Here is a 13,266-nt window from a genome sequence, read left to right as displayed (position 1 = left end):
TATCATTTACATCTATCAAAAACACATAGCGGGGAGTCGTTGAAATGATATATGGATATGCAAAGAGGAATTGTTTCAATACCATACTTATGACACTATAAAACGCATAGCGTTATATACTATAAATATTAATAAAGAGGGATTCTTTCAATCGCTTCGAATACTATACATAACGCAATAAATCGGGGGGCGTTACATATGGAAAACGATACACTTTATACTGAAGAAGCATTTCAGACAAAAGAAGTTGCATTACAATTAGACATTTCACCATCAACAATTCGAAAGTGGTGTCTTCTTCTAGAAGAATTAGACTATAAACTTATGCGGAATGACAAAAATCAAAGAGTATTTGTGAAAAGTAACATACATGTATTAAAACATATCAAAGAATTAACACAAACTGAAGGTATGATGCTACATGACGCGATAAAACAAGCTATTAAAGAGAATATAACCATAGAGAAAACGGGACATAACGAACAAAGAACTAGCGATATGAGCCGTTATGATAAAAAAATTAATATGCTACTGGAACATGTAGAAAGACAAGAAGAATTCAACCAAGATTTAAAGTTGTTTAATAAAGAATTGATTTCACGTTTAGATGAGCAACAAAAATATATTAATGAACGACTAGATGCAAGAGATCAAAAACTTATGGAATCATTAAAAGAAACACTAGAAGTGAAGAAACAGATCGCTAGTACTAAACAAACAAAAACTCAAATTGGTTTCTGGAGAAGACTATTTTCTAAATCGAAATAAAGAAGACATAAAAATTAGTGCTACTCCTTTGTTAATTTTCTACTGTTGTAGATATGACGTCTCCCTATTTCTAATAAATTCCTAAAAAAGGTTGTAATGTTTATGACAATAAATATAAACCCAGAAGCTACAAATTCTCAGCTAGTAGGCATTATTCCAGAGTGTGTTATTAATCATTACTCTATTCAGTGTGCAAGCTTTAATGTATATATGCCTCCAGGTGTCTTGAAGCATTTGAAAAAACAAGGTCATTGGAATGATTTTAGAACATATTATAATGATATTCCTAATATGATTGCTAACCCCGATTACGCAGGTCAAAACCCTAAAGAACCTAATACTGTGGAGATTTACAAAGTTGTAAGTGACCATGTTCTTTTACCAATCAAATTAAATCAAGATACCGGTTTGTTTTTAAGCTCTTTTTATATATTGGATAATGGAGCAAACAAGATAGAAAAGCGATTAAGAGTAGGTCGTATACATCCGTTTTCTTTCTTCAATTAGAGAAGAGCACCCTTCAAGTTGAGGGGTGTAGTTTACAAAAATGTGTTTTTAGGTTATCATATTAGTGAAGCAATATGTGTATTATTTATTATTTTACTGAGTATATTAAATACATAAAGATTATTTAAGGTGGGAAAGGTTCCCCACGCGCTACCTGTTGGGTAGTTACCAGAGATCAGGATTGCCGCCCTGTGAATAATCTTTATGATCGAACACCCTCTTCATAGTGAAGAGGGTTTTTACTTTACAACTAACTTAGTGATACCTTTATCAGATGTATATTATAAAGGTATGGTTAACAATGTAACGGTGGATTTATAATCTGGATTATAAATTGTACTTTCAAAAATTTTTTTATCAGCGCTAGAATTTTTCAACCATGTATTAGAAGGGACAAACTCTTCTCTTACATCTTCAGTCAAACTAGGTTTTTGAAAAAATGAAAAAGCTTTACTAGATTGACGAAGTTTTTCCCCTTTCTCTATTAGATCAGGAAGTGCATTATACCTTTTAGTAACCAAGTAATCCTTAGAATAAATAATACTAAATTTTTTATTGTTGTATTCTGTAAGTCGATTACATAGTGACGACATTGATATTTGATATTTATCATCGGCTAAACTTTTCACTTCTTTAATGGAGACATTATTTCTTTCATTTAAAGCTTTAAAATCTTTTTCTAATTCATATTTAGGTGTTAACAGCTCTGAGGCAAAAGAAGAAGCTTCCATTTGTTCAGTATCTTCTGTTTCAAGAGTTGATTTATTACCTTTTCTAATATAATAGTGAGGCTCTGTATGCCAAGGCAGAACATAATGTCCAATTAAAGTTGCAACTATAAATTTTCTCCTTGTTTCAAGAGTAACTTTTTTATCGATCATAATAAATTTACTTTTTTTGAAAATCACACCTTCGCATTTATCTTCTAAATCACCTGTAATAATTTCCAACCCAAAAGAACTTGTAATACTATAAAGATCCACTGGCATTTGCTTATTTGTATAATTATTAAAAATGTTTTTAGCGAACTTCTTCGGATCATTGCTTATTGGGATATTATCAAAAATATCATGGTCTTGTTTTTGTATGGAAGCAAGATAAGATGCATAATCTAATAACTTATTCTGGTTATCAAGAGATAATTTATCTGAGATTTTCAGTAAAACTTCATTAAAAGGTGTTATTTGTTTTTTATTATCGTCAACACCAGATACTAGATATTCGACAGACACATTTAATGCATTTGCCAATCTAAGAAGAGCATCATACGAAGGGTTCCTAGCTCCCGATTCATATTGACTAATAGCTGGAGGTTTGAGACCGGATCGTTTTGCTAGTTCAGTTTGATTAACTCCTAATTCCTTCCTTAATCTAACAATTCTTTCCTTTACATTCATATCCGTTTCTCCATTCTTGTTAATTTTGTTATTAATAAAATAACATATGTTATTTTTTGTTGACAAGATAAATAACAGTAGTTATACTATGTAATAACAGATGTTATGAATTTCAGCACAAAAAAATGTATGGCTTTCCCAATCGCCATACATCTTAAAAAGTCGACTTGTATGCTAACTTTTTAAATCACTGAATGTTCCCCATTATAGCATTAAACAAAGTCGGCATCTATAAAAAAATTAAAAGAGGTGCTGAAAAATGAATATTAAACTTCAAGATGTTAGTGTAATTTTAAATGGAACTTCTCGTTACAATGGAAATCAGTTCGATACTGTTCGAGTTGAAACACTACTAGTAACAGATGAACCAATACCAGCTGAAGAAACTTGGTATGTTCCAAATGGAAATTCTGTACCACCAGAAGTTTTGAACTTTTTTAAAGTTGCAGGGATTGATATGAACCCTAAAAAAGCTTCTACTATTCTAGCTGGAACGGAAGACATTAAAGAAATGTCTGAAAGCGCAAATCTACAAGGAGTCATGGAAGATTCAGCTAGGTTCATGTTGCGTGCAATAATGACGAAAGCTCCTTTGACACCGATAGCAGGCGCAACTAATACTTATGTTTTATCTTATGAGTACAAGATTTATCCAATCTCTGGTACAAATGATTATAAGTTTGATATCAGAGTACCATTTGATGGGTTAAAGTTAAAAAATGGAGGCCGTGTTCAAGTAACTGTAATGGCTCCAGTGCGGGCGAAAATAGATCGAAAATTAACTAAAGGGATCGATGAGAATAATAAAGAGATCTCAGAGTTAATTGCTTCACTTGTAAATGTAAACCGTCAAATTGTTTCATTTGCTTATCAATTAGACCCGGACTTTACAATATATTATAGGTACTAAATCAAGAAGTAGCGTCTGAAATTCATAACATCTAAATCCCCCCATTATGGAAAATGGGGGGATTTAACTATATAAGGTATACAATAATCACTTCGAGGTCTGAAATAGAATTTATGTTTATTGTTCCAGTTCTTTTAACCTGCGATAAAAAGAAGCTTCACTAACGCCAGTGATCTCACATATTTCCTTGACTGTTTTATCTGTTGTATTTCGTAATTCTATCGCATGAATCATTCCTGGGTGCTTATCTGTGTATTTTTTGATTCGTCCTCGATATTTACCTTTTTCCTTTGCTATTTTAATCCCTGCACGCTGCTTCTCTTTAATCATTTCACGATCAAGCTCACTAAACGCAGCCATGACAGTTAGAAAGAACTTTCCTGTAGGAGTTCTGGTATCGATCCCTAAATTCAATATAACAAAGTCTACATTTCTTTCTCGCAGCTGCTCCACCAATTGTAGTAATTGAACTGTATTCCTACCTAACCGATCCATACGTGTTATTACTAATGTGTCACCAGTAGATAATCGTCCAAGGAGATCTTCAAGTTGTTCTTTCTGCTTAGAGACACCACTTATTTTTTCTTGGGTAATTTCATCGACACCAAACTTTGTCAGCTCTGCTACTTGGCTATCAAGATTTTGGTCTTGTGTGCTGACGCGCGCATATCCATATATCATTTCAACGACTCCCCGCTATGTGTTTTTGATAGATGTAAATGATAGACTACAAAACTAATGATAGCAACAAACTAAAAATCTATCAATAGGGTGTACCCTACTGAGAGGTAGGGGATGAAAAATAAGGAGCTAACTAGTAGCTCCTTTCAATTTAACAATATAACCTTGTTGAACAAGAACAATAATTACGAGTAATACAATAATCCAATGATAAATACTTAAACCAGATAAGAACATCCCGAATCTTGGCAATAGCTTAGGAAACATATAATGAATTGCAGCCAAAATCACTCCAGTAGCACTAAAAAATAACGTTAATAATCCAATATTTCTTAAATCCATTTTAGTTTTTCCTCCTTTCCTATAGTTCTTGTTTTAGATTTTAAAAAACCCTCCTACGAGCTAAGAGAAATTTTAAATATCTTAACAGCTAACCTTTCTAATTCGAACCCCTACTCGTCCCAAAATACAGTGGTGGGCTTAATATCTTCCTTACACTTTAGTTATCGAGAAAAAATAGAAATAATTGCAAAAAACATTCATATAACAAGCTCCCCTATTGAATAGATAGGGAGTATAAGGTAATTGTTCCTTTATTTTTTAATTATGATATAATTATCTTATATTTTGTTTTATCTGAAAGCTGTTATGCTACTCCACTTAACGTGAGCAGGTAGGAATTCGGCATGGTGTGTATTATTGAAAGCTGTTATGCTATCCCACATTAACATGTGAGCGGATAGGAACTCAGCACGGAAGTTTTTTGAGGGAGTATTTAAAAATTGGGCTAGTATGTCAAAATTTAAAATAATACAAGAGTATATCTAAAAGGCGTATTCCATATGAGAATAGGTCTTTTTTGTCGTTTGAAAAATCAGCTCAATAGAGCTTTTATATAGATAGATCAAAAAAATAAGGAGGGAGTTAAAAAATTTCTAAATGTGAAAGGAATTATCTAAACCGGTGTGATGGTCTACTTATGCTAGTTAATGTAGATCTGTGCAATTTTAGGTGAGGGGGTCGTAGTCCTCACAACGTAACATCATAATCTACGCTATATTCTCTATTAGAGCCATGCGGTAGCATGGGGGCGTAAGCCCAATATGAAGTCGACTCTGTCGACAATGCCTGGTGTACGAAGTACACACCTGCTTGCAGGTTCAGGCATTTGCTACTTAACGCGAGAAAACTACATATCGCGTTCGTCAAGTGTCTCATTCTGGTTCTTGAAGCAAGAATGAGACACTTGACGAACATCCGCTATACACAAAGTATAGAGCGGGATTATTGACTGAATTATTTATGAATAACCACTAATTTCCAACGGGTGAACTATGCTTATCGACTGAAATCAATAAAATTAAGGGGTGGGAACATGGCAAAACGGGACTGGAAAATGACCAAAAAAGAGAAAAATATCTATAGCAATTTATATAATCAAGCAAAGAAAATCTACGATTTTCGAACGCATCATCAGGGTGCTAGAGGAACAGAACGTTACCGTGAAGGTGTGAGATCTTTTTGTAAACACCTTGCTATTCACTATAAGTCAAAGAATTTTAAAAACATTAGTGATAAGCATTTAAAGAGCTTTGTTGAGGAATCAAAAAAGTGTGAGATTGGAGCATCAACTATTAAAACCGATTTAGCAGCTGTCCGAAAGCTTCATGATATGTTACCGAAGAAAAGGCACGAGCTGAAGCTAACGAACAAAGAGATCGGGGCTGAGAAAAGAAAAATTGTAGGGGTAGATCGGGCGTGGAGCGATACGGAGGCACAGAAAGCGGTGGCGGTAGCCAAGGACATGGGGCGGAAAGATGTTGAGTGGTCCATTCGTTGTGCAAGGACACTAGGTACACGTCTTGAAGAAGTCACAGCGCTCACAAAAACACAAATCCGTGACGCGCTCATGAACGGTCATATCCATTTAAAAAACACCAAAGGTGGCATACCTAGAGATGTTCCGCTTAATAAAGGAGCTGAAAGGGTTATAAGAGAAATGCTGTCGGAATCGCGTAATGAACGCGTCTTTACGGGGCATGGCCAAACCCACAAGCAAGCCATGAAAAGCATACAAAATTGGATTGCTAATCATCGAGCATCCTTTGTTGAATCGGTAAAGGATGACATAAGGTATCGTGAGGAACTCGGCATTGAAGAGGAAAGAATGAGTCTTACAATGCATGGGCTTAGACACTCGTATGCTCGTTGGCAGTACAAAATGAAGGTTGACGAAGGATTGGATGAAAAAACAGCTAGAAAAGCGGTGGCTGAACTGTTGGGGCATGGTCGTGACCAGGTGACACGGATTTACTTAGGGAAATGAACGATCATTTAAACGGCTAACTGTGTTTTGGTTATTAACCTTTAAATATTTACATAGCAACTGGTTAATCAATTTAAAAGCTCTTTGTTGAATGTTATTAAAAGAATCTATTTACAGACGATATGACCAGGTATAAAATGAATTTAATAGAATACGGACATAGGAAAAAGAACTTTCCTCGACTGTTGCAAGGTGTTGGTAGCACCTTACAACCGTTAAACCGTAAACCAGCTACGGTAAAACACTTGTAAAAGAAAGCTCTGATATTAACAATATTAAATTTCTAATCTATATTTTAATATTGTTAGGTTGAGTTTTCAAGTCTTTTCAAAGAGCAATGTTTTACCAATTTCGAGTAATCTCGAACGTACGGTGGGTAAAATATTGTTCTTTTTCGTTTTCCGATACATAAAGGAGACGGATTATTGTGATTATCACAGCAAATATCAAAGAGTTTACAAAGTATAGCAAGTTTAATAGTTTAAAGGATTTTAACAACAATATAGAGATGTTCTTGGCAGAACATAAGGACGAATTTACAGCTTCAGAGTACCTTGCGTTTAATCGGCTGCGTAAATTTTGTGCTAAGGTCTTTGGTGTAGCTAATGCAAGCAAGAAAAAGGTTCTGGAAGCGGTGCAAGGCCGAGACGATGAAGTAGGTATTAGCGAGTCAACATTCCACAGAATGAAGCGAAAGGCTATTAAACTAGGCATTTTATCAGTTGAATCTACTCAACGAAATAATGGATCACAATCAACAAATTTATGGATTTTCAACCGAGTTGTGTCTAATTCTTCTACAATTGACACCCCCCGAACGGCAAGGGAACAGGAAGAAACAGCGTCAAATCAAGAACAAATTGTTAGACAATTGACACCCCTTAAAACTATTAATAATTTTAAAACTAATAAACATTTAAATAATATAAAAGATCATTTAATGTCTGTAAGATTTAAGTATTTAAAGTATGTTCCTAAAAATGTAAACTTTTTGTACGCTAATTTATTTGGACAAGACCTAAAATTCATCTGGAAACGTGTCATATGGGCTTGTAACGCAGCTTGTAAAACTTTTAGTGATGTAACAGTCGATAAAAAAGAACGCGAGGAAATAGGCTTATATGCGCTCAGAACGCTAGAGAAATACATAAAAGATCGCCATTATCGAAACGAAGGTACATTATCACTGGATGAACAATGCAGGCTTGTTTATGCTGTTACTTTTGCTCAAATTGAACAACAAAAAGCAAGTGATGAGTCTATTTTTGAAGAATATGACCAGGAACAGATTATGAAAAATGAGAGGATTCAATTATTTGCTCAAATGCTTTCATAGCTGTGTTTTTGAGTGTCTATTTGGGTTGAGGAGGAGACGAATAGAGGGCGAAAGAGAGAATTTGAATATGCTACAATTGGCCGTTCAAACGGTACAAACCCTATTGAGAATATACTGTTTATCCGACATTGATATCTTAATAGTGTCTTATATACATATCTAAAAATAGCTACAGGAAGCTTATCGTAGTTCAATAACGAATTATTTCTTAACGTTATAAATCCGCATTTTCTAGATGCGACCCTATAAGTTCAGTGTGTTTTATTAAAATTTTTAGAATTGTTTATAATTATATATGATGGATAATTTTGTTAATCATTCGAATAATACATTGTCCTACAGTTATTGTATTCATTTTACAGAGATCTCAAAAGGCAGTCTTTTTTAGAAATTCAATATTTATATTATTAATAATTTAATTCTTTGGTTTCAGTTAGTTTTGAGTTTGAATTCATTTTGGGTAAAATAGCCATAGTCATTAAAGAGGCAAAAAATAAATAAATTGAAATTATAAACCCTGTATTTATTACACCCATATATTTAATAAGATAACCGAATAATAAATAGCCAGGTAGGGTGGCACCAGTATATAAGAGATTATAAAAACTGTATACTCTGGCTAAAAGATTTTCCTGTACATGAGTCTGTAAGTAAGTATTTATAAAGATTAAAAATAACCCCTGGGTAATACCTCCTATAAATAGTGAAATTAATAATATCCAAATCGGGAGTTTAAGTGAAAATAGTATAATTACAATACTAAAAAAAAGACTAGATAATAATATTCCTATTTTAGCATCTATCTTACGATATAAATAAGGTGCTAATAATGATCCTATGGTAATACCAATGAGGCTAAATGTTGTAATAAGGTACAAATCTTCGGGACCTCTATTTAATATGTTAGTCAAATATGATATTAAGAAAATATCAATTGAAGATCCAACAATCCAAGATAGTCCGAATATCAGGAATAATCTAGAAAATATTCTATTTGATTTTATATAGTTCATCCCTTCAGAAATATCTTGAAAATAAGAGGTGTTTGAGTTATTTTTATGGCTTTTATAATAAGGTTTTATAGAAATTATAAAAGCTAGGGAAAGTGCATATATTAAGGCAATAATAAAAAGAATGTTATTGAAGCTTATGCCTATTTTTATTAACCATGCACTACAAGCATATGATCCTAGTCTTGCAACCATCATGGTTATTTGTATATGACTATTCGCATTAACTACGTCTTCTTTTTTTACAATTTTAGTTAATAAAGATGAATTTGCAGGTATATAAAATACATGATTTGCCATAACCATAAAAACAAGTAAATATATAGAAGTTTGTGAAGGTGAAGAAATAAACTGTAATAAGATTAGTGATAGTATTAGTATTATTCTATTTATGTTAGTTATAGACATGACTTTTTGAAGGTAATTTTTTTCTATAATTGCACCTGCAGGGACAGAAAATAACAAAGCAGGAATAGTTGAATATATATAAAATAAAGATAATCCTACACTACTAGTATTTAAATTATCTAACATTGTTAATAGTAGTATAAATAACATTGCATCTCCAAAAACACTAGAGAATCTTGACAGGAATAACAAGAGGAAATTTTTATTTTTAAGAATCATACTCTAAATCCTCCAATTTTGATCGAACCTTGATGTAGAGGTACAGATCATTGTTTAAATTAATATTTTAATCATTATGAATGAATTTCATATATCTGAACCCTAATGGCTCAAGGCTTTTAAGAATTAAAAAAGGGGTACCTCCTCAAATAGTCAAATTAGTTAGTTACGACACAAAACTAAAAGACTGGAGATGACTCCCTGTGACTACTATACGACAGGGAAGCCTATTTAACCTGCAAGGTTTATATGATTTAGAACCTACCCAACGATTTTGAACCCATCTATACACAAATTCATCGGATGGGACACCAAGCTGTTATTGCTTATAATAAACGCAGCGAGCCTAAGACCATGGCACAGCACTGGCCGGAGGCTCAAAATCCTGAAAGGATTTATTTAAACGTCGTACTGCTGTTGAAAGAGTGAATGCCTATCTAAAAGAATATTTTCAATTAGAAAATGTTTGTTATCGTACCAAGAAACGAGCTAAAGTTCATTTCGACTTAGTAACCTTAGTATATAACGCTTCAAAACTAACAACTGATCGAATCAATGCCATATTACTTAAACAAAAGGCAGCATAAACTCAAAAAAATTCATAAGGTAGTAAATTTTGGATGATGATTGAGTCTTATATTTTAAAAATATTTCCTGTCTCTAAGTCGAGACCAAATTCTTTTTTATTATTAAACCAGTCTATATTCTGAATATGTGTTTCGTTAATGTGTATGTTATCCCATTCTTTTACATACCGATGGTGTCTAAACCAAAACCTCCAAAGTTCCGGTTGTTCTACCAATTTATTTCGGAATAATTCATAACTGTAGTCTATTGATTTTTTTAATGTATCTTTATTCACTGTTATTGGTTTGTAAGCAGTTAAACGTGATTCTCCATTCGCGTTTTTATCCGCTATTACAATACACATTGGCTTTTTTAATAGTTGAACTAACCTGAATATACCACTTCTGATGTGTACTGTTGATGTGATATGTTGTACATTAAAAGGTTGAGAATCATCCCCTGATCCAGTATTCCCATCTAAGTATAGAAGGATTGAACGACCTTTTCGTAATAATCTTAATAGTTTTAACCCACTATTCTCTTCCTCAGAAACTATATACTTAACATTGTACTTTTCTCTTAGTTTATTCCACTTTTTCAGTTCAATTTCACTGTTGTAAGAATCCTGATCAACAACTATATTAAGTGAATTAGTTTTGTCCATTTGGAGGCTTTTTGTAATTTGGAAGGGAACGTGACGATAATCACCATAATGAAATGTTCCAAAAACTCCTCCTTCCTCACAGCATTTTTTTAAGTTCTCGATTCCCCTTATTTCTTTAAACTCTTGAAGTAAGGGTTCTAGTCGAAATATATTTTGACGTTCATTACTAGTACGGTAATTTTTCCAAATCTCTAAGAGTTGTTCTCTAGAATATTGTTTAGTAGGAAGTAATTCCTTTGTTATATTAGCTAAAGCAAAAAAATTGTCATTACTAGATCCTTCATCTTCTTCTTTTTTTAAAATACTTTCTATATCTATAGCAGTTTGTTTTAATAAATTATTCAATACTTTCACTTCCTGTTTGGATTTGTTAGATTATTTAATATGTGAACAAGGACTTGAAGAACTGGGTCATATTGATCGGATCGCCCTTCTGATAGGCCTTCTACAATATCAAACCCGATAATTTCATTAAATTCTTCATTAATAAAGTGGATAAACTGAATAATATCCTCTAGTTTTGGACCTCCTGTTTTTGGGAAATCAACAAGAGGGAAGTCACTTGGGTCAATAACATCTACATCAAAAGAAATGTATCCATAAAGATCCTCTGTTTCATTGTTTTTATATATTACATTTAAGGCTTTACGTACTAAATTGAAGTTCATCATATTAGCAGGAATTTGATACAGTTTAGGATGTTCAATTTTTTGTCCTAAGGAACGGAGCCCTCTTACTCCAATTTGGATAATTCCCGCAACTTTTTCTTCATCGAGTAAAAAACGAACAAAATTAGCATGATGCGGTTCTTTGTCGGTTTTCAATATATTTGCGCCACAGTCATGATGTGCATCAAATTGAAATATAACTATCTTTTTATTCAATTTATCCAAGATAGATTTTATAAGTATGTATGTAATGAAATGATCTCCACCAATTACACCAAATTTAGTTTTTAGGGAACCTATGATAGGGTTCAAAATTTTGGAAGTTATTCCGATTAAATCATTTAACGATGCACTATTATCAATTTTAATATCACCATGATCTACTAATAAACAGTATTTCATAAGGTAATCTTCAGCTAAGTAATCAAATATTCCAGATGTTGTTGAACCTTCTTTATCCATATAAATTGGTATTCTAGTGCTTGATAATCTTAACGAAGAAGGAAATTTTTTAACATTTGAATCTTTAATCTGTGTCCCCTTATTGTACGGAAATCCGAATAAATGAATGTTCCCGTTATGGCTGTGTGGATATGAAAAATAGGAGCATTCAGAGGGGGAAAAAAGGTGTGATTGTTCATCTGGGTGTATTGTTGGAATTTCATATTCACTTTCCCAAAATGTTTTTACATTTCTATCCGTGAATAAAATTTTAGATTGATATTGTCTGATAATGTATTTTTCTTTATTTTTCATGGATTGACCACCCTAGAATAAAATATTGCTTTCCTAAACAGCCTATATAAAAATGTGCTTAATAATATTAATATTAGTAAACCTTTTGAGGGAGAAATAACATAAAAATCTAGAATAAGTTTAATAGATACAGAGATTGAAATTAAAGAAACCACAGAAAATATAATTATAAGTATCTGTTTTAGATATTTATTTCTATTGGATAATTCATAAAGATAGTATCCATCAAATGGGTTATACGGCAAAATATTAAATACGGAAGCAGGTAAATATATACAAGAAACAACTTTTAACATAAGGAAGTGATCTTGAATAATAAAACTTAAACCTACCAATGTTTGCAATAAAACACCAGATATTGTGACAATTATATTTTCTCGCACACTCATTTTTCTTTCAAAATTAAACTTTGTAACAAAACGAGGTAAATTACTTGAACGATTATTAAATAATATTTTCGCCGAATTTGCTCCTAATAATTTCGCTGAAATATAATGTCCAAATTCATGAATATAAGCACTAAAATATGTGTAAATATATGTTGTTGTTATTAGTAAAAATAAAAATAAGAAGAAATCATTCATAATTATCACCTTCAATAAAAGGCAGATATTGCAATGCAACAATATCTGCCAATTTAAACTTTTGAATTATTAAACTAGCAACGAACGATATCACAACGAACGATATCACAACGAACGATATCACAACGAACGATATCATTACGCTCTTCTTCATACTTTTCGATATCTTCTATACTAACTGGTTTTAAGTTTTCCATGATATACCTCCTATATAAAATAATGTATTTTTTGAGTACTCAATAGGAATATTATACTAATTCATTTAGTAAATCAATATCAAAAAATACAAAAAAATCAAATTTTACAAAAAAATCGATAAATTTCGATAATTTCTATCGAGGGATATTTTGACAATTTAAACGTTAAGAAGATAAATTCAGCCATGTCAAGGTTATGAAGTTTCTCTCAGTAGGGTACACCCTATTGATAGATTTTTAGTTTGTTGCTATCATTAGTTTTGTAGTC

The 13,266-nt window shown here is 32.3% G+C and carries 13 protein-coding genes and 1 pseudogene; 6 read left to right on the top strand and 8 right to left on the bottom strand.

Annotation, left to right across the window (positions count from 1 at the left end; all coding sequences use genetic code 11):
• Positions 1–198 precede the first annotated feature (198 nt).
• The gene (locus V1503_RS25095) at positions 199–768 is read left to right on the top strand and encodes a DUF3967 domain-containing protein (protein ID WP_410630068.1); all 570 of its coding nucleotides are present in this window, start codon (positions 199–201) and stop codon (positions 766–768) included.
• 102 nt (positions 769–870) lie between these two features.
• On the top strand, positions 871–1,275 hold the full coding sequence (locus V1503_RS25090) for a PBECR3 domain-containing polyvalent protein (RefSeq protein ID WP_410630066.1): 405 nt from the start codon (positions 871–873) through the stop codon (positions 1,273–1,275).
• Positions 1,276–1,556: 281 nt separating this feature from the next.
• On the opposite strand, the gene V1503_RS25085 is transcribed toward V1503_RS25090, so the two are convergent.
• The gene (locus V1503_RS25085; RefSeq protein WP_410630065.1) at positions 1,557–2,672 is read right to left on the bottom strand and encodes a helix-turn-helix domain-containing protein; all 1,116 of its coding nucleotides are present in this window, start codon (positions 2,670–2,672) and stop codon (positions 1,557–1,559) included.
• A gap of 259 nt (positions 2,673–2,931) precedes the next feature.
• On the opposite strand from V1503_RS25085, the gene V1503_RS25080 reads away from it, so the two are divergent.
• Positions 2,932–3,582 carry a hypothetical protein gene (locus V1503_RS25080; protein ID WP_410630064.1) on the top strand — a complete coding sequence of 217 codons (651 nt, stop codon included), beginning with the start codon at positions 2,932–2,934 and terminating at the stop codon, positions 3,580–3,582.
• 117 nt (positions 3,583–3,699) lie between these two features.
• Here V1503_RS25080 and V1503_RS25075 read toward each other — a convergent pair whose 3' ends face one another.
• A complete protein-coding gene (locus tag V1503_RS25075) occupies positions 3,700–4,263 on the bottom strand; it encodes a recombinase family protein (RefSeq protein WP_410630062.1) in 564 nt (187 codons plus the stop codon).
• 129 nt (positions 4,264–4,392) lie between these two features.
• Positions 4,393–4,605: a hypothetical protein gene (locus V1503_RS25070; RefSeq protein WP_410630060.1), complete on the bottom strand. Its 213-nt coding sequence runs from the start codon at positions 4,603–4,605 to the stop codon at positions 4,393–4,395.
• A 1,033-nt stretch (positions 4,606–5,638) separates the two neighbouring features.
• Here V1503_RS25070 and V1503_RS25065 point away from each other — a divergent pair.
• Together V1503_RS25065 and V1503_RS25060 are read left to right on the top strand one after the other, a co-directional pair.
• Positions 5,639–6,589 (top strand): tyrosine-type recombinase/integrase, encoded by a 951-nt coding sequence (locus V1503_RS25065; protein WP_410630058.1) that lies wholly within the window; start codon positions 5,639–5,641, stop codon positions 6,587–6,589.
• A gap of 427 nt (positions 6,590–7,016) precedes the next feature.
• Entirely contained in the window at positions 7,017–7,925 is a 909-nt protein-coding gene (locus V1503_RS25060) for a hypothetical protein (RefSeq protein ID WP_410630056.1), read from the top strand.
• 407 nt (positions 7,926–8,332) lie between these two features.
• Here the strand turns inward: V1503_RS25060 and V1503_RS25055 are convergent, their stop codons facing one another.
• Entirely contained in the window at positions 8,333–9,562 is a 1,230-nt protein-coding gene (locus tag V1503_RS25055; RefSeq protein WP_410630054.1) for an MFS transporter, read from the bottom strand.
• Positions 9,563–9,832: 270 nt separating this feature from the next.
• Here V1503_RS25055 and V1503_RS25050 point away from each other — a divergent pair.
• A pseudogene (locus tag V1503_RS25050) lies at positions 9,833–10,149 on the top strand (transposase); the annotation flags it as partial.
• Positions 10,150–10,196: 47 nt separating this feature from the next.
• Here V1503_RS25050 and V1503_RS25045 read toward each other — a convergent pair.
• From V1503_RS25045 to V1503_RS25030, 4 genes are all read right to left on the bottom strand, one after another.
• A complete protein-coding gene (locus V1503_RS25045) occupies positions 10,197–11,138 on the bottom strand; it encodes a hypothetical protein (protein ID WP_410630052.1) in 942 nt (313 codons plus the stop codon).
• 5 nt (positions 11,139–11,143) lie between these two features.
• Positions 11,144–12,217 carry an arginase family protein gene (locus tag V1503_RS25040; RefSeq protein WP_410630051.1) on the bottom strand — a complete coding sequence of 358 codons (1,074 nt, stop codon included), beginning with the start codon at positions 12,215–12,217 and terminating at the stop codon, positions 11,144–11,146.
• Complete coding sequence (locus tag V1503_RS25035; RefSeq protein WP_410630049.1) at positions 12,214–12,801, bottom strand: hypothetical protein; 588 nt, start codon at positions 12,799–12,801, stop codon at positions 12,214–12,216. Before V1503_RS25035 ends, V1503_RS25040 begins: the two co-directional genes overlap by 4 nt.
• Positions 12,802–12,875: 74 nt before the next feature.
• Positions 12,876–12,998, bottom strand: a complete 123-nt coding sequence (locus V1503_RS25030; protein ID WP_410630048.1) for a hypothetical protein — start codon at positions 12,996–12,998, stop codon at positions 12,876–12,878.
• Positions 12,999–13,266 lie beyond the last annotated feature (268 nt).

Origin of the sequence: Nanhaiella sioensis (assembly GCF_046557775.1) — a bacterium.
GTDB classification, from domain to species: Bacteria; Bacillota; Bacilli; order Bacillales; family SM2101; genus Nanhaiella; species Nanhaiella sioensis.
The sequence above is the reverse complement of the archived record's forward strand: the minus strand, read 5'-3'. Positions and strand labels throughout refer to the sequence as shown.